The 15,342-nt window shown below is 59.5% G+C and carries 18 protein-coding genes and 4 pseudogenes; 12 read left to right on the top strand and 10 right to left on the bottom strand.

Annotated elements, in window-relative coordinates:
- Window positions 1–578: 578 nt before the first annotated feature.
- Both B0G81_RS37500 and B0G81_RS43980 read right to left on the bottom strand, forming a co-directional pair.
- Window positions 579–893 carry a DUF4148 domain-containing protein gene (locus B0G81_RS37500; protein ID WP_134142932.1) on the bottom strand — a complete coding sequence of 105 codons (315 nt, stop codon included), beginning with the start codon at window positions 891–893 and terminating at the stop codon, window positions 579–581.
- Between the two features lie 72 nt (window positions 894–965).
- Window positions 966–1,142 (bottom strand): hypothetical protein, encoded by a 177-nt coding sequence (locus tag B0G81_RS43980; RefSeq protein ID WP_166679117.1) that lies wholly within the window; start codon window positions 1,140–1,142, stop codon window positions 966–968.
- A gap of 114 nt (window positions 1,143–1,256) precedes the next feature.
- Between B0G81_RS43980 and B0G81_RS44210 the strand changes: the two are divergent.
- Window positions 1,257–1,418, top strand: a pseudogene (locus B0G81_RS44210) (helix-turn-helix domain-containing protein); the annotation flags it as partial.
- Between the two features lie 66 nt (window positions 1,419–1,484).
- Here the strand turns inward: B0G81_RS44210 and B0G81_RS37490 are convergent.
- The 4 genes from B0G81_RS37490 to B0G81_RS37475 form a co-directional block, all read right to left on the bottom strand.
- A complete protein-coding gene (locus tag B0G81_RS37490; RefSeq protein WP_134142931.1) occupies window positions 1,485–2,300 on the bottom strand; it encodes a hypothetical protein in 816 nt (271 codons plus the stop codon).
- Between the two features lie 310 nt (window positions 2,301–2,610).
- Window positions 2,611–3,036 (bottom strand): PRC-barrel domain-containing protein, encoded by a 426-nt coding sequence (locus B0G81_RS37485; protein WP_134143328.1) that lies wholly within the window; start codon window positions 3,034–3,036, stop codon window positions 2,611–2,613.
- An 80-nt stretch (window positions 3,037–3,116) separates the two neighbouring features.
- Entirely contained in the window at window positions 3,117–4,259 is a 1,143-nt protein-coding gene (locus B0G81_RS37480; protein WP_134142930.1) for a C1 family peptidase, read from the bottom strand.
- A gap of 175 nt (window positions 4,260–4,434) precedes the next feature.
- Window positions 4,435–4,731: a hypothetical protein gene (locus B0G81_RS37475; RefSeq protein ID WP_134142929.1), complete on the bottom strand. Its 297-nt coding sequence runs from the start codon at window positions 4,729–4,731 to the stop codon at window positions 4,435–4,437.
- A gap of 73 nt (window positions 4,732–4,804) precedes the next feature.
- Here B0G81_RS37475 and B0G81_RS43975 point away from each other — a divergent pair, with 73 nt between their 5' ends.
- Window positions 4,805–5,110, top strand: coding sequence for a hypothetical protein (locus B0G81_RS43975; protein WP_166678909.1), 306 nt, complete (start codon window positions 4,805–4,807; stop codon window positions 5,108–5,110).
- A 73-nt stretch (window positions 5,111–5,183) separates the two neighbouring features.
- A complete protein-coding gene (locus B0G81_RS44205) occupies window positions 5,184–5,375 on the top strand; it encodes a hypothetical protein (protein WP_208328590.1) in 192 nt (63 codons plus the stop codon).
- On the opposite strand, the gene B0G81_RS44200 is transcribed toward B0G81_RS44205, so the two are convergent.
- Complete coding sequence (locus B0G81_RS44200) at window positions 5,372–5,584, bottom strand: hypothetical protein (RefSeq protein WP_208328589.1); 213 nt, start codon at window positions 5,582–5,584, stop codon at window positions 5,372–5,374. The two genes, B0G81_RS44205 and B0G81_RS44200, sit on opposite strands and share 4 nt — an antisense overlap.
- Window positions 5,585–6,087: 503 nt before the next feature.
- On the opposite strand from B0G81_RS44200, the gene B0G81_RS37465 reads away from it, so the two are divergent.
- Window positions 6,088–6,573 (top strand): SgcJ/EcaC family oxidoreductase, encoded by a 486-nt coding sequence (locus B0G81_RS37465; RefSeq protein ID WP_134143327.1) that lies wholly within the window; start codon window positions 6,088–6,090, stop codon window positions 6,571–6,573.
- A gap of 251 nt (window positions 6,574–6,824) precedes the next feature.
- On the opposite strand, the gene B0G81_RS44950 is transcribed toward B0G81_RS37465, so the two are convergent.
- Window positions 6,825–7,034: a hypothetical protein gene (locus tag B0G81_RS44950; RefSeq protein ID WP_243856732.1), complete on the bottom strand. Its 210-nt coding sequence runs from the start codon at window positions 7,032–7,034 to the stop codon at window positions 6,825–6,827.
- 19 nt (window positions 7,035–7,053) lie between these two features.
- On the opposite strand from B0G81_RS44950, the gene B0G81_RS37455 reads away from it, so the two are divergent.
- The 6 genes and pseudogenes from B0G81_RS37455 to B0G81_RS37430 all read left to right on the top strand — a co-directional run bounded on the left by B0G81_RS37455 (window position 7,054) and on the right by B0G81_RS37430 (window position 12,244).
- Window positions 7,054–8,313 (top strand): putative Na+/H+ antiporter, encoded by a 1,260-nt coding sequence (locus tag B0G81_RS37455; RefSeq protein WP_134142927.1) that lies wholly within the window; start codon window positions 7,054–7,056, stop codon window positions 8,311–8,313.
- Between the two features lie 486 nt (window positions 8,314–8,799).
- Window positions 8,800–9,105 (top strand): DUF4148 domain-containing protein, encoded by a 306-nt coding sequence (locus B0G81_RS37450; protein WP_134142926.1) that lies wholly within the window; start codon window positions 8,800–8,802, stop codon window positions 9,103–9,105.
- A gap of 384 nt (window positions 9,106–9,489) precedes the next feature.
- On the top strand, window positions 9,490–9,846 hold the full coding sequence (locus B0G81_RS37445) for an HPF/RaiA family ribosome-associated protein (protein ID WP_134142925.1): 357 nt from the start codon (window positions 9,490–9,492) through the stop codon (window positions 9,844–9,846).
- Window positions 9,847–9,975: 129 nt separating this feature from the next.
- Window positions 9,976–10,946: pseudogene (locus B0G81_RS37440) on the top strand (TIM44-like domain-containing protein).
- A gap of 112 nt (window positions 10,947–11,058) precedes the next feature.
- Entirely contained in the window at window positions 11,059–11,322 is a 264-nt protein-coding gene (locus B0G81_RS44945) for a hypothetical protein (protein ID WP_134142924.1), read from the top strand.
- 601 nt (window positions 11,323–11,923) lie between these two features.
- Entirely contained in the window at window positions 11,924–12,244 is a 321-nt protein-coding gene (locus B0G81_RS37430) for a hypothetical protein (RefSeq protein ID WP_134142923.1), read from the top strand.
- 241 nt (window positions 12,245–12,485) lie between these two features.
- Here the strand turns inward: B0G81_RS37430 and B0G81_RS44940 are convergent.
- A pseudogene (locus B0G81_RS44940) lies at window positions 12,486–12,670 on the bottom strand (IS3 family transposase); the annotation flags it as partial.
- 308 nt (window positions 12,671–12,978) lie between these two features.
- Between B0G81_RS44940 and B0G81_RS37425 the strand changes: the two are divergent.
- Complete coding sequence (locus B0G81_RS37425) at window positions 12,979–13,548, top strand: cupin domain-containing protein (RefSeq protein WP_134142921.1); 570 nt, start codon at window positions 12,979–12,981, stop codon at window positions 13,546–13,548.
- Window positions 13,549–13,554: 6 nt separating this feature from the next.
- Window positions 13,555–13,827 (top strand): annotated as a pseudogene (locus B0G81_RS37420) (efflux RND transporter permease subunit); the annotation flags it as partial.
- Window positions 13,828–14,068: 241 nt separating this feature from the next.
- On the opposite strand, the gene B0G81_RS37415 reads toward B0G81_RS37420, so the two are convergent.
- Window positions 14,069–15,337, bottom strand: a complete 1,269-nt coding sequence (locus B0G81_RS37415) for an MFS transporter (protein ID WP_208328588.1) — start codon at window positions 15,335–15,337, stop codon at window positions 14,069–14,071.
- Window positions 15,338–15,342 lie beyond the last annotated feature (5 nt).

The raw sequence follows: 15,342 nt of genomic DNA, 5'->3' as shown, positions 1-15,342 counted from the left end.
CCGCTCGAACATCCCTTCACGTATGGATAATATTTTTTTGTAACCGGGCAATACCACCAGGTATCCGCCGGCGGACTCGTCTGCGTTTTCTCGACATAGACGGTGGCCGGGGCTGGCTGGATCGACTGGACGACGACGGGGGCAGGTGCAGCATAGACGACCGGGGGCGGCACGACAAAGAGGGGGGGCGGAATACCCAATAAAACCCCGACCCTCACATGCGCTTGCCCAGTGCTGCTCAGGCATATGGCTGTCGTCGCGATCAGGGCAAGCACGGCTATCCTCAACCTCAAAAGCTTTCTCCTATTCGATGAAGCGGCGCCGTCACCATCGGCGCCTGATGGAAGGGCCTGTCGCACAAGCCGAATGACGAAACAAGCCGTGCGCCGTGCATGCACCGTCTGACGACGGGCAGCGCCGATGTACGGTATGAGTTTGCACTCAACGTGTCGGGCACAACCTTCGGATGATCCTGAGGAACCTACGCCTTCGGCCGAGCCTCGCGTGCAGAGGCAGTACGCCTGCGGGGTTCTGGTCAAGCCGGGACAAGTCTGCGACCTGGCCAACTCTGCGCTTAATCAACCTTCGCTGTTGGTCGAACGATACAAGCTCAGCTGACCCCGAGTCATTGTCGCCGGAATTGCGGAGTCCGATTTCGCGGCACCGTAGCCACTGAACGCCTGCTGTTGAGCCGCCATGCTCGCCAGGGCGGCGTGGATATTCGCCGGATAGGGCGCGTCACCGTTCGTGCCGTCATAGCCCGCTTGCTGCAGTCGGATTACTTCTTCGTGCACAAGCTCACGCGCGAGAGAACTGTCGCCCTGAGCAGACGTGCCCGTGGGCAGAGCGATGACTGACACGACGGTGAGAACAGGCATGAACGCTTTTGCCATGATGAAGCTTCCAATCTCGAGCGCCTGGAACGACAGACGCGGGGTTAGCGAAACAACAAGCAGCCCAGGTCCTCAAACCCGAGTGCCGGTGCCGTTGAGGTCCGTCATCTTCTTATAGATTAACCACAATTGCCTCTCGTCAATACATAGTTTCCGTTCTTGCAACGTCGTGAGACGTCTGTCGGTGTAGCGGTCGCGAAACGACAAAGCGCCGCTGCGAAACAGGAACTCGCGGCGATGAGCCTTCATGCTGCACCCTTCATGCGATGAAGAGCAGCTGACGTACGAGACGTGCCGGCGCGCGGCGAATGCAGTGGCCGCGTGAGGAGCCGTGAAGCGCATTGTCGGCAGCAGGGGCATTCCGAAAGCCGCGAGGTGACGCAGGTGGCAGTCATCGAACTGTGAATCTAAGACGAAAGTGCAAGCGTCGTTGCCCAAAAGATAGGCGTGAGCAGGCCGACGCTATACAACTGGAAAAACAAGCTACTCCGTCGCGAGGTTCCGGCATCCATGAAACGCCCCGAATCCAGCATCGACCCCTGAGCGTCTACGGTTCTGATCGGGGCTGGATTGCAGTGGCCCGGTCAGGCCCTAAACGCCGGGAGAGGGCGACAAAGGTAGGCCGGGTGGTGGGGGCAGGGCTGGCGGGGACGGAGGGCGCGGCAGGGACGGCAGGGACGGAGGGGACGGCAGCTTTGGCAACCCATCTACGGGCGGCTTGAGCATATCGATACCGGATTTCAGCTTTTGGGCGATGGCCTCGGTGACCGCCTTTTTCGCTCCCTCCGCGAGCGCCTCGCACACGGCCCGGATGATCTCGGGCGGCGTGGCGCCGTTTGTGGTCGCGCCGATATCGACGAGATGCAGCGGAGGTAGCGGTACCGTAAGCGCGCCTCCGGGCAGGTGAATGTCAAGTGAGAGTGTGCCGCCCATGAAGGTGAGGTTGCGGATGATGACCTTGCGCGCGTTGCTGCCGGCCCGGATGGCGGCCGGGGTGGCGGAATAGGCCTGGGCGTTGTTCTTGATGGTCTCCAGGTTGCTGGTGGCGGTGGGACTTTGCGCCTTGTAAGTAATCTGCGGCGCGATGACTGTGGCGGAATCAACAATGACAGGGCCGCCGCCGAGAAGTGAGCCGCTTTCCACCTGCAAGGCGATACGGTCCACCACTACGGCGTAGGGCGAAGAGAAACCAGTGGGGTTGCCCACGGTAAGTCCATCAAGCGTGCCTACGCCGGTTAAGGGCGGGAATACGACGCTACCCACGAGCACCTGCGTCTGGGTCGCAAGCGCGCCTTCCGTCTCGATGGTGGACTTGATGGATGGTTCGAACCGGGCGAGCAGGGTCCACAGCGCAATAGCGGCGACGGCGAGCACGGCGGCAACGGCAAGTCCGAGGTTTTTTTGCATGGTGTTGGGTGATCCATGAAAGGCGATGGCCCGTCCAGACGCGCGGCCGTGTTAATCAGCAGTCGCCAATATTGACTACAGGAGTGGCTTGGAAATGGAAAAATGGGAAGGCGGTCTGAAGGGGCTTTGTTCGGATGGGACTACTCTGCAATACCACCATCCGAACAGCGCGGGGGCAGGGTGTTGAGTGCGCAGCGTAAGGGGGACTGAAGGGGCAAGCGGTTGAGCGCGAAGCTCGAGTCCGGCGATAGGTCGTTGCGACTGACCTTGCCAGCCGCAACGACCTCGGGTTAGGACTGTTGAAAACAGGTCACTCTGCCTGAACCTTCTTCGGCTTAGGCGGCGATTGCACCTTCGCGTACTGGAACTCAGGCGTTGCATTCAGGGCGTCCTTGGTGGCGCCCGGCAGATATAGATTGCCGCCGCGCACGCCGAGTGCGGCGATGGGCACCGCTACGTCATGCGTGGCGACGCCGAGGAAGCCGCCTGTAGCGACGATGGCCGCCGACACGGAGCCGTCCGGGGCCACGATCAGATCTTTGACCGCGCCGATTTTTTCGTTCTGGTCGTTGTAGACCGATTTGCCCAGCACGCTCTTCTTGACGCTCCATCCCTGCAAAAGCGCCTGAGACTGCTGAATAGTGACGCTCAGAGTCTGTGTGCCGGCGACCTGTGCGTGCGCATCGATACAAGCTGCAAGTGCCACTGCTACCAATACTGCCTTGTGCAAAGCCATATCGTTCACTCCATGGTTAGATTCGGTTTCTGGCACGTTCTTCGGCCCCCAATAGTGTAAGTTGATACCGTTTCGCTCTACTAATCGGCGCCGTCGATCCGAACCAGTGCTTGTGCGTCCAGCAAGCTGTGTTGCAGCCATTCGTAAGTGACGTAGGCCAGCCCGCCGTCGCCCCAGCCCGATGACCAGGAGTTCTTAATGATGAAATATCCGCCGCCCGCGACCTGATCGCTGTCCTTGTAGCCGACGACCAGGATTTCGTGACCGCACAGGCTGGTCCCGCAGCTGTCCGCCTTGATGACCCACGACACGACGCCGCCCTTGTACGTCGCAACCTGGAAATCGAGGTTCGCGTTGATGGCCATGACCACAGGGTAGCCGCGATACAGCGCTTGCTTGATCCGGCCAATGGACGCATAGAGCTTGTGCGCCGTGGTCGTCCGAAATCCTGAGGAACTCGCTGCGGTAGAATCCTGCTGTCGGGTATCGCTGCCGCCACCCTGCGCCTCGGTAGGCGAGCAGGTGGCATTGGGATAGTTGCGGTTGTAGTTGGTGCAATACTTGTCATCGCCATTGTATGGCCAGGATTTCTCCGGAACGAACTTGGTCTTGTTGTCGACGAATGCAGCGATGGTGTCGTACGGGTCGAGTCCGGCGTTGCTCCAGGTGTTGGTCAGTCGCTTTCCCTGGAAGTACGTGTTCTGTTCCGACAGTTTAGTACTGTTCTGCTGCCTCGAGAGCAGCAATTCCGTTGCGGCGTTCAGGGAGAACGCTACGCACGTGCCCCGTTCGCTCTGATCTTTGATATCGCTCCTCAGGGATTCGAGATTGGTGATAAGAGCGCTGTGGCCCACCCACAAGGAGTCCGAATCGACCGTGTCACAACCTTCCAGACCACTCGGGCAACTGTTCTTGCTCGCCTGGGTCAGCCGCACCTTGTAGTCGCCGAAGAGTTGGATCATCGAGTCGGAGATCTCGATGTTGGAAGCAAGGTCCTTTCCCACGTCCTGGTAGCGGATCACCTGACGGGTGACGCTGGACAGGTCGGCCTCATAGCGGGTGTCGCTTCTCGCGTCGCCGTAGCTCGGCGCATAGAAGCCGGTATCTGACGAACTGTTGCTGCTACTGTTTCCACTGCTGCTACTGTTTCCACCGCTCCCGCCGCCCCCACAAGCTTGAAGCGAAAGGAGAATGACGAGCAGAGTTACACGGGCAAGTTTCATGAGATTTTCTTGTCGGCGCCGGCGCGTCAGGGCTGCCGCGAAAAAAAAGACGCGATGTTTTGACGAACCGGCTTTGGCTCAAAGCAACCTGCGCGGTCAGACCGGGGACCATTTTGGCGTAAAGCGCAATTGCATCCGGTATGGCCTTATTACAGCCGCCATCGGAATCGGACTGTCACAGCGACGTCAGAAACGCCTGTACGGTGGGATATACCAGCATCGCGCTTAGCGTTTCCTGGATATGCGGGCGCATAGTGATGCCTTCAGGATCGGGTGCGTACACCTTGGCAACGGAGTCCGCGTCGCCCTTTACTAGCGCCGCATTGCACCGATCGAATAGCGACGCGATTTCAGCTTCGCGCTGATTTGTCGGCATCGCCGCCATTTCGTGATGGACGTGCGGTACGCGGAATTCGCCTGCAAAAACGCCAGTGCTGAAAACAACTGCAGCGGCGATCAGAATCTTCTTCATCTTTGCCTTCACTTCATTTAAATGAGACGCCGACGCGGCATCGGGGAACTACGCCCCAGTAGTGACTCTGGCTATGCGCGAACCTCTCGGCTATCGCCAGTTACCCCTGACTGGCAAGCAGCGCCAATACCAACAGAGCGGTTCGGTTGATTTCGGGATCCTGAGATTAATGCCGCCCAATCGCTCGCCCGCGACGACGAGTGGCGACATTACACCTGAAGTTGATCTTATCGTCAACGTTGATGTTGTTATTTTGTTTTCGGCGGACGCTGAGTCGGTCCTGGCGAGAAAGAAGGCGCAGTTGCGGCGCGCGGAGGACGGTAAATCACATCGGGCGCAAAGGCAAATTCATCGACCTGGCCGGCCGTCAGCTGTTTGACTGCCTCGCCATTTATTGTCCTCCCCATTTGCCGTATCGGGATGCCCTCGATCGAAAGGATGTGTGCCGTGCGATGGCGCAACGGTTGCATGCGCTTGCGTGCCAGGTCGCGTGCGCCGCGGTCTTCGCGCGGATAGACATGCCCATCGGGCAGCGACCCGAGCTTCAGCGATTGCGCCAGATAGGCCGCATCAGCGAAATCGCCGCCGTGCTTCAGTCCATCGTATTTCCTGATGGCAACGGGATGGGCCAGTTTACCCGCTAGCCGGTGTCCATCAGTCCATCCACTAGCCAGTACCAGTTGTACGTGCTCTCAACGACCACACCCGTCAGTTCGCGCCGGTACGGTTCAAGCGCCGCCGCGATCTGCGCGAACTGGTTTGGCAGGCGTTTCTGGTACACGATCCCGTCGTTCTCGTCGCTGACGATCACCGCGTGGTTGTTCGAATGCAGGTCTACGCCACAATAGTTCATGTCAGTCTCCGCAGGGTCAAAGTATGTTTTGCAAACTGACTTTAACCCTCGTCGCATAACCGGGGGAGGAGGCCGGCTACATGATCATCATTCGATTTGCACGATCGAATGGCCGGGAGCCGGCGTGGATTTGACGCTGAATATGTGTCCACTTCTACAATTCCGCTCAACCTCTTCAAACTGGATCGCGCTCGAACGCTGGTCGTAGCGTTGCGTCGTGCGCGTCGACGCGTGAGTTTCCGCACTTGCAACGTCACCAGGCGTCTGTTCCCGCGAAGCCGTTTGCGAACAACGAGGCTGAAACCTTACAATAACGTCATAGTTGACTAATAAATCAATAGTGGGTGTAATATCACAGTACGTCCCAAGCAGCTCGACTGACAACATAGCTGGCCGTTGGCAGGCGGCGATACCCCCAAGGTTTCCCTTGTAGCCTAAGGCGCCTGGTGGGTGCAGTTTCCCAACTCCTCGTTGGCTCTCGTTTAAATGGATTGAACGCAAAAATGAAGAAAATTTTGATCGCCGCCGCAGTTGTTTTCAGCACTAGCGTGTTTGCTGGCGAAGCCCTCGTACCGAAGGTCTATCGAGAAATCGCCGTGGCGCCGACGGATCAGCGCGAAGCTGAAGTCGCGTCGCTGTTCGATCGGTGGAATGCGGCGCTTGCAACGGGCGACGCCGACTCAGTTGCCAGGCTGTACGCACCCGATGCCGTACTGGAGCCAACGGTTTCAAATGAAGTCCGCACGACTCCCGCAGGCATCAAGGACTATTTCGTGAAGTTTCTGAAGCTGAAACCGCACGGTACGATCAACCTCCGCGAGATCCGCTTGCTGAGCGACAATTCGGCGCTGGACACGGGCGTCTATACGTTCGACCTGGCGAAGAACGGCAAGCATCAGAAGGTGCATGCGCGCTATACATTCGTGTACAAGAAGGTTGATGGGGAGTGGAAGATCCTCAATCACCATTCGTCGGCGATGCCGGAGTAACACTTCATTGAACAGCGGGTCCGTGCCAGGCGATCAGATGTGAATGGCTGAGCGCGTTAGTCGCCTCACGCCAATTGCTGCCGCGCATGCTTCACGCGCGGAATCGAGGGGAATTTCGGCCGCCAACCCTCATAGTTCAAATGAAAGCTGTCGACTGGCGATTGAGTCCGGCTAGCCCTTTGATAAGAATTTAAGTTCAATGAATTCCAAGCGCCGCTCCGCCCTGCCGCCAGAATTCTGGATTGACACAATTAATTTGCACTACAAACCTCATGGCGGCCTCCGGAAACTTTCTCGAAGTCGACGCGCTTAGGATCGGCCTCCACACGGTCAGGCTGCTTGCCCGCGCCGATACCGATACGCGGCACGATGTCGTGGCTACGCTGAGAGCTGCCTAAAAGCGAGGCCAGCGATCCGACCGGCGGCAACACCAACCGCGTAAGTTCCAGAGTCCGTTCCATCGCCACTCAAAGCGAACACATGCCACATTCAATTGAAATCGCCGGCACAGTCATCTTCGGACTGGCCCTGCTCCATACGCTCCTCGCGAAACGCTTCGAGGTTCTGGCACACCGGCACCCGCACCACGCGGGCCTGTTTCACTTTCTCGGCGAAGTGGAAGTCGTCTTCGGCCTCTGGGCTCTGATCCTGTGTCTGGCTATCGTCGCGCTGGCCGGTCCTGCGCAAGCTGTGGCCTATGCTGAATCGCGCTCCTTCACCGAAGCCCTGTTTGTCTTCGTGATCATGGTGATCGCCGCGAGCCGGCCCATTCTCGACGCGGTCACGACGCTCGTGTCGCACATCGCGCGTGTCCTTCCCGTCAAGACGGAAACAGGCGTCATCTGGCTTTCCCTGACCGTCGTTCCGTTGCTCGGCTCGTTCATCACGGAGCCGGCCGCAATGACGCTGGCGGCGCTGATCCTGCGAGACCGGCTTTTCAGGTTGCCGATCGCCGAACACTGGAAATATCTCACGCTCGCGGTGCTGTTTGTCAACGTGTCAGTCGGCGGTACGCTGACCGCCTATGCCGCACCTCCCGTGCTGATGATAGCCGCCGCCTGGGGATGGGACAGCGCGTTTATGGTCGCGCAGTTTGGCTGGAAGGCGGCCATCGCCGTTCTGGTCAACGCAACAGGCCTGCTGCTATTTATGCACCGCAAGCTCCCGAAGCACGCAGAGCGCAACGACGCGCCCGCCGCCGCGGTTCCCGTTCCGACGGGCGTCACGCTGATACACACCGGCTTTCTCGTCGCGGTGGTGCTGTCTGCCCATCACCCGGTTATCTTCATTGGCCTCCTGCTTTTCTTTCTGGGCTTCACGCAGGCATACGAGCAGTACCAGTCGCCGCTGATGTTGCGCGAGAGCCTGCTGGTCGCGTTCTTTCTCGGCGGCCTGGTCGTGCTCGGGGGTTTGCAGCAATGGTGGCTGCAGCCGGTCGTCGCATCGCTTGATGCTTACGCACTTTATGCCGGCGCGCTTGGCCTGACGGCGATCATGGACAACGCGGCGATTACCTATCTCGGCTCGCTGATCGCGGGCCTTCCGGACCAGGCGAAGTACATGCTGCTGGCCGGCGCAGTCGCTGGAGGCGGTCTCACAGTGATCGCCAACGCGCCGAATCCCGCAGGACTCGCCATCGTGCATGAGGGATTCCACGATGAGTCAGTCAGCCTGCTCGGCCTGTTGATCGCTGCCATCGTGCCGACGTGCGTCGTCTCGGCAACGCTGCTTTTTCTGTAGGCTGCCGCAGCGCTGTCCGGCAGTGCGCCCAAGGTGCGGTTCGATAGCGCGCAGTCGCAGGACGCCGGGCCACGATGAATAACGTCTCGCGGCGATAACCAACACCGGCCTGGATTTTGCACGAGACCACCACGACTGCGCAGGTCGCGGCCAGCGGCATGACGAACGCGCGTGACGGCAGCCTGTACTTAGCCGCGCAGACCGGCATTGCATCCCCTTCCAGTATTAACGACAGTTTCATTGCATTCTTGCGCCGGGGCGAATTCGTTTCGCTCCGGCGTCGTCGTTTGTAATTGCTTTGCGCCGCGAGGTACCCCGATGACGTTGCAGATGCGGAAAGTATCTGTTGGGTGAAAGGGTATTGTAATGGTGCGTTAAACCGATAAACTGGCTTCAACGACTCAGCACATAGGCTTCCGCCCCCGGCGGTCGTTATTTCGCTAACCCGGTATTTTCTGTTTCTGAAATTAAATTGGAGAATTAACCATGGCTAAAACATTCATTCCGGTTATCGCACTCGTTTCGGTCCTCGCTCTGCCGACGGTTGCATTCGCTAACAGCAACGGCCCCCTCACCCGTGAGCAGGTGCGCGCGGAGCTGGCCCAGCTGCGGCAAGCGGGCTACGACCGCAACCACGGTGACGCGCATTACCCCACGCACCTCCAGAGCGTGCTGAAAAGCGTGGCGGCTCAGCAGGCACTCGGTGGGCCCGGTAGGATGAAATCGGGCTCGGCCGCTTCCGGCGCACCGACCCAGGTGGCCTCGGAGCATTCGATCTACAAAGGAGGTTGATGAGCCACGAGCCCAGCGGCCAAGCGGTTTGAACCGTTTGGCGCGGTGACACACGGCGAGCGGCATCGTCGCCGCTTCATCGTCTGCAACCGGGCCTGCATTCAGCCGCTCAGACCGGCATTCCATCGCCTTCCACTATTAGCGTTTCATTGCATTTATGCGCCGGAGCGAATTCGTCATTCGCGCCGGCGTTCTGTCGTTTGTAATTGCTTTGCGCCCACTGCGGTGACGTTGCAGACGCGACAAGTATCTATTGGCTGAAAGGTGATTGTAATGACGCGTTAAACCGATAAACTGGCTTCAACGACTAGGCACCCAGGCTTCCGCCCCGGCGGTCGTTGTTTCGCTAACCAGTCTTTTCTTTCTGTTTCTGATGGAGGTCTCATGCAAGTCCTGTTCAAGTCCTGCGACATTGAAGCTGCACGCTTGCGCAGCTTCGCGCGCCAACGCACCCAGTTTGTGTTCCGCCGGATGGCCTGGCTGGTTTCCAGGGCCACCGTCAATCTCTCCGACGCCAACGGCCCGCACCGCGGACTCGATAAGCGTTGCCAGGTGCAGGTGCAGGTGCCCGGTGCGAATCCGATCGTGGTGACGTCGATTGCGAAAGACTGGCGCGGCGCCCTCGATCTCGCGCTTGCCCGCGCCGTTTCTTCGATCGTCCGCAGGCGCCAGGCGCGCCTCGCGAAGCGTCGCGCGAGTCAACGCGAGTGCACCTGGAGCGCTGAGCCTGATGCCGTCTAACCAAGCCATGCTTTGCACGGCTACGGTGACATCGTACGAACGGTATTGCGTCGCTATTTGCGGTCCGCGATCGAAAGACGCGTTCGGGGCAACCTTCGCGAGTTTCTGTCCTACACGAAAGAGATTCTTATGTATTCGCACACAATCAATCAGTTGCGACGCCTTGCACGTGTCGTGACGCGCGGTACCGCTGTACTGGCCATGGCGCTAGTGCTCGTTGCGGGCACTGTCGCATCCAACCATGCCGAAGCGAAGCGTATTGGCGGTGGTAGTAGTGTCGGCCGCCAGTCGCAGGCGGCGTCGCCGTCGGGACAAAGCCAACGGAGCCAGCAAGCTCAACCGGCGCAGCAGGCCGCGCCGGCGGCCGCTGCCGCGAAGCCAGGCAACCGCTGGATGGGCCCGCTCGCCGGCCTGGCCGCAGGACTCGGCATTGCTGCGCTGATGTCGTCGTTCGGGCTGGGTGAAGGGCTGGCCCAGATGCTGTCGAGCGTAGTGGTGATCGGCCTCGTGATTGTCGCCGGCATCATGCTGTTCCGCTTCATTGCCAACCGGCGCCGTCCGGATCTCGCTTATGGGCACGGCGCGGCGAACGGGCAGCGCATGAACGGCTCCTTGCTCATGAATCAGAGCGGGCAGGCGGCGCCTGAGACGATTTTCGGTAACTGGCCGCGCACAGCGATGAATCCCGCCGCAGCGGCACAAACAACGACAGTGCCGGGGCTGCCTGTCGGGCTCGATCTGGCGGTCTTGCTGGCATCGGCCAGGACCTTGTTCCTGCGTCTGCAACGCGCGTGGGACCAGAATCAACAAGGCGACCTTTTCGAGCTGACCACGCCGGAAATGTTCGCGGTGATCAAGCGGGACCTGGAAGATCGGGGCAACCAGCCAAGCCATACGGAAATCACGCAGCTGGACGTGGAATTGTTGGCCAGGGACCCAATGGCAGCGAAACGCTGGTTAGCCTTCGCTTTCACGGCCAGATGCGGGAAGACGAGCACGCGCAGACGGCGCAACCGTTTGAGGAGGTCTGGAACATCGTGGGCCACGCGCATGGCGACCCGGCCTGGCGACTGGCGGGGATACAGCAGATTGGCCGTTAGCATCGAGCGCGGCCGGAACCGGCAGCGGCTCGCTGCCGGCTAACCCACAAGAGCTATTGCGCAACTCGCAAACGGCAAACAGACCAAAATCCGACATCACACAAATCATTTTATGCGTCGAGACTACTTTTCTCTTTGCCTGGCCACTGTCACGATGACATGCTTGCTAAGCGCTTGCGCGGCCTCGCCGCCCAGCAGCCCGTTACCTGCTGCCGGCGCAGATCGCGATGCACATGGTTGTATCGGTTCGGCTGGGTATTCCTGGTGTGAATCCACGCACCAATGCGAACGTCCTTGGGAACTCGCCAAGCGGAACGGTTTCGCGCTCTCCGCAGAACAGTTTGCTCACTACTGCACGACTGGATCAGCCGATTAATCAACGACTTCAACGCGCGGACGCGTCAACGATGGCCCCGGGCGAGCAGCGTGCATGCGCGATAGAACCGGTTTGGCCCCACTTGTCGGCAGTGGCAGAGTTCTTCAGTATTCCCGCCGGACGCCGTGTCGCATCACCATCTCAAGGCGGCCATTCGGCCGACGGACAAGCAAACGGCAGCGCAGGGTGGCTTGGAGCCTATTACATCCCCAACGGTCTCACCGCGCAGGCGCTTTGCGCTCACGAAGGTCGGTCCGACAAGGTAGAAGGGCAGGGCCGTCGCTCACCGCCGCATTTGCCTGTTGTTCTGTAAGACGGACGGCATGGCAAATGGCGACAATTCCTACCTCGAAGGTGATTCGAAAGGCAAAACTGATATACGGATCAGACTTGACAGTCTGAGCGTATTTGGTTTAAATGGCGGTTATGCGACGACCACACAGGTTGCAAGTCGTGTATTAGGCGGTCATAGCACAGATGCCCACGAATGCCCGTCCGATCTGCCGTCGTAATCGTCCGAGCGCGTGGCGGATGAACATGGGGCTGCTGTTTCGGCCAGCCGCAAGCAATGCGACTGGGAACGCAACTGAAGGAGAGGGCTATGAGGGTGGCGGCACATAGAGACCGGTTCATAGGCAACGTCTTCGGCAGTTGGGTGGCCGCCTGCTGTGCGATGGATGCAATGTGCTACTTCCTGCCCGACACGCAGCGGCTAGCGTCCCTGCCATCGGCTTTCGAACTGATGCTAGCGACAGGCGTGGCGGCGTCGGCCGCACTGTTGGTGCCATCGCTATGTGGTCACTTCGCGGCACGCCACGCAGGCTTGCTTGATCATGATGGCACGCATTACGCGGCATGGTGTGGGCGTCTGGCCGGGCTGCTTCTCGGTGTATTGGGTGATATCGCGTTGCAGGCGATCTAAGAGGAGAGGCGTGCGCCGGCAGTTTGCGGGACAGGGCAACAGTTCGCAGATGCTTGCGGACACAGCAGGTCAACCAGGAGCCACAGGGTGACACCACGACTCGAGCCTCACGTGGGCGATAATAACATTATGAAGAAATGCGGGACGGGCGCAATGCGGACTTTTGTTTGCTCAATGCGGTGATGTGGGGCTCGAGCGGCATCCGATGTGAGGTCGCTCGGAATCAGTGGCCCCCAACTGTTTAAGCAACGATTTTATTCAAATGGAATCGCTGCGTGAAAGCGCCCGGCGACAGGTAGTCCAGACGCTTCTGTGTGCGCTGCCGGTTGTAAAAGATCTCGATGCATTCCGTGATTCCTTCCGGGCTCGGTCGCGGGTCACGAACTCGCGATGATAGACGAGTCCATTTATCAGTGAACCCCAGAACAGGTTTCACGGCAAACTACTTTCGACCTCGACGAGCAAGCCGGACGGCCCTGTCGGGTCGACTTCGGATGATAGCGGCCGAAAAAACTGGTGGGTCTGTGCAGGATAGGCGCGGACCACACTGCCGTTGAATGAACAAAGTGGTTGCTTGACGAAGTCGCGATGGACTTTCCCCGGTTGGCATTGTCGGGAAAGGTGCAGATCGAGTGCGAGGCGTCAAGCGGGTCTGCCTTAATATTCGGTATCCTTAATTACTAGACTGAACTTGCGCATCAACGGAATTTCTAACGAACCAAACGGGCCCGCTTATGGTCACGACGATTGAGAAAGACACGGCCCTTGTACGGGGGAGCAAGATCCGCTCGCTGAGGCAAAGGTTGAAGCTCACGCTTGACGAAACGGCAACGGCGGCAGGCATTTCGAAGCCTTTCCTGTCGCAGGTCGAGCGCGGTCTCGCGTCGCCGTCCATTTACTCGTTGGAAGGCATTGCAAATGCGTTGGGAGTGAAGGTGCAGTATTTCGTCGACACACCAAGCGAAGAGCGCTCGGTGTGTCGCGCAAACGAACTGAAGTTCTTTGGTTTCGCTGACTCGGCGAACCTGTTTGCCCGGATGACCAATCTGCCAGCGGGCCGTCAGTTGGAAGCCATGCTGGTGAGGATGCCACCCGGGCAAAAGCGTTCCGAAGTCACGACGCATGCCGTTGAAGAGTTTATCTATGTCATCGAAGGGCACGTGTCGTTGACGCTGGAAGACAAGACCTTTGTGCTCCTTGCCCGGGACAGCGCGCACTACGAATCGACGGTGCCGCATAGCTGGGCCAACACTGCCAACAAAGAATCGGTCGTCATGTGGGTAGGTACGCCGACATTGTTTTAGCCGGCAGGCGACATCGCGAAGATCCGTAGCTACGACGAGCCGACTGTCACTCAGATGCGCATTGGGGGCCAGGCAGTGCTCGGCATCGGCGCGACGATGCGAAAGGGCGGTGACGTGATCGACCTCGGCAAGGCGCTCGACGCGAAATCCGCCGAACTGCAGGCAACCCTGCCGGCCGGTCTCAAGCTGGCTCCCGTCTTGAGCATGCCGCATGCGGTCAAGCACTCAGTGGACGAGTTGGTGAGGTCGGTCGGCGAAGCGGTCGCGATCGTTCTGGTTGCCTTTCTCACGTGGGCGCCGGGGTTCGGCCAGGAGCCGCCGGTCGCCAACGCCGTCACACGGCCATTCGAGCGGCTGCTCCACATCATGCAGCGGACCGTCATGCTCGGAACTGCGCGAAGGAAAGGCTGACCGTTCCAAATCAACCTGTGGTGACGAATAAAATTGCGGTTTTTGTGCCCGGAGTGTTGGCGATCCGCCGTCTTGAACCGACGAAAGTGATCGGCCGGGACTTCTGAAATTACGGATATCGCCCTTCTCGTTGTTCCGGATCCGGAACGGCGATTGATTCCCTGTATGCGAGCATATTGACCGCTACGGCAGCGAGCGCGAGAGTCAACCCGACTGTCGCAAGCCCCAGCCAGGTGCCGCGATTGGCGCCATAGCCACCGAGTGCAGCACCCATCGCGGCACCAAGGAAGGACGACACGAAGAACACGGTGTTCAGGCGGCTTCGCGCATCGGGGCGCAGTGCATAAATCCGCGACTGGTTTGCGACGAGACAGACGCGATTGCCCACGTCGAGGAGAACCATGCCGAATATCAGCGTGGCCAGGCAGGATCCGCCGACGGCGACAAACACAAAGGCCATGCCAACGATGACGGCGCCAGCGGTAACCATCTTGCGGGTACCGAGCCGATCGATGACGGCCCCGATGCGTGACGACATCACCAGACCGGGCAGTCCGATAAGTCCGAATGCGCCGATGGCTGCCGGACCGAAGCCATAGGGCGGTCGTGCCAGTAGTGCCGCGAGCGTAGCCCAAAACGCGTTGAATGCTGCGAACACGAGAAAGCCTGACGCTGCAGAGATGCGCAGCAGCCGTTCGTCGCGGAGGAGGATGTTCAGTGAGCGCATGAGGTCGCGATAGCGGACAGTAGTGAGGCCTGTCGAGACGGGGAGTTGGCTCAGGACGGCGACGAGCGCGAGATCGACAATTGATGCAACCACGAAGATCGCACGCCAGCCAAGGTGAGCGCCGATCAAACCGCCGAATAGGCGCGCCAGCAGCACACCGGATGAAAGGCCGCCCAGCAGTGAGCCGACGACGCGTCCTCGCGTCGCCGGCGTTGCTCGACCCGCAACGGCGGGAATAATGATCTGCGCGCTCACCGCCGTCACGCCGACGGCGAAGCTGGACGCAGCCAGCAGGAAGAACGTCGGTGCCGCTGCGCATGCGAACAGAGCCATTGCATTTCCGACGATCGAAAGGGAAGCGAGCTTGCGTGGCTGGACGGAATCCGCGAGCGGCACGACGAAGAACAAGCCCGCCGCATATCCGAGTTGGGTCAGCGTAGCATTAGACTTCCGCGCGTCGGCGATACATCGAACGTCGACATTATTTGCGGCAGTAACGGCTGATGGTAATAGATAGCTGCGACGGCGAGCGCGCAACTCGTCGCCATCAGGAAGATCTGGCGACGAGAAATTCCGCTCGCCGACGCACAGCCATGTTGCTGTGACATTGCGATGGACTCTTGGGTTGAATGAATGCCCGTGCACCAACACGGGCG

Source organism: Paraburkholderia sp. BL6665CI2N2 (assembly GCF_004366535.1).
In the GTDB taxonomy this organism is placed as follows: Bacteria; Pseudomonadota; Gammaproteobacteria; order Burkholderiales; family Burkholderiaceae; genus Paraburkholderia.
This window is presented reverse-complemented; position numbering and strand designations above follow the sequence as displayed.

Coding starts and splice junctions, on each gene's coding strand:
- B0G81_RS37475 (WP_134142929.1), bottom strand. CDS start 4,731: ATGAAGAAGATTCTGATCGCCGCTGCAGTTGTTTTCAGCACTGGCGTT.
- B0G81_RS37455 (WP_134142927.1), top strand. CDS start 7,054: ATGCCACATTCAATTGAAATCGCCGGCACAGTCATCTTCGGACTGGCC.
- B0G81_RS37480 (WP_134142930.1), bottom strand. CDS start 4,259: ATGAAACTTGCCCGTGTAACTCTGCTCGTCATTCTCCTTTCGCTTCAA.
- B0G81_RS37450 (WP_134142926.1), top strand. CDS start 8,800: ATGGCTAAAACATTCATTCCGGTTATCGCACTCGTTTCGGTCCTCGCT.
- B0G81_RS44205 (WP_208328590.1), top strand. CDS start 5,184: ATGGCGCAACGGTTGCATGCGCTTGCGTGCCAGGTCGCGTGCGCCGCG.
- B0G81_RS43980 (WP_166679117.1), bottom strand. CDS start 1,142: ATGAAGGCTCATCGCCGCGAGTTCCTGTTTCGCAGCGGCGCTTTGTCG.
- B0G81_RS37445 (WP_134142925.1), top strand. CDS start 9,490: ATGCAAGTCCTGTTCAAGTCCTGCGACATTGAAGCTGCACGCTTGCGC.
- B0G81_RS44200 (WP_208328589.1), bottom strand. CDS start 5,584: ATGAACTATTGTGGCGTAGACCTGCATTCGAACAACCACGCGGTGATC.
- B0G81_RS37485 (WP_134143328.1), bottom strand. CDS start 3,036: ATGGCTTTGCACAAGGCAGTATTGGTAGCAGTGGCACTTGCAGCTTGT.
- B0G81_RS37490 (WP_134142931.1), bottom strand. CDS start 2,300: ATGCAAAAAAACCTCGGACTTGCCGTTGCCGCCGTGCTCGCCGTCGCC.
- B0G81_RS37465 (WP_134143327.1), top strand. CDS start 6,088: ATGAAGAAAATTTTGATCGCCGCCGCAGTTGTTTTCAGCACTAGCGTG.
- B0G81_RS37425 (WP_134142921.1), top strand. CDS start 12,979: ATGGTCACGACGATTGAGAAAGACACGGCCCTTGTACGGGGGAGCAAG.
- B0G81_RS44950 (WP_243856732.1), bottom strand. CDS start 7,034: ATGGAACGGACTCTGGAACTTACGCGGTTGGTGTTGCCGCCGGTCGGA.
- B0G81_RS43975 (WP_166678909.1), top strand. CDS start 4,805: ATGCGCGAACCTCTCGGCTATCGCCAGTTACCCCTGACTGGCAAGCAG.
- B0G81_RS37500 (WP_134142932.1), bottom strand. CDS start 893: ATGGCAAAAGCGTTCATGCCTGTTCTCACCGTCGTGTCAGTCATCGCT.
- B0G81_RS37430 (WP_134142923.1), top strand. CDS start 11,924: ATGAGGGTGGCGGCACATAGAGACCGGTTCATAGGCAACGTCTTCGGC.
- B0G81_RS44945 (WP_134142924.1), top strand. CDS start 11,059: ATGCGTCGAGACTACTTTTCTCTTTGCCTGGCCACTGTCACGATGACA.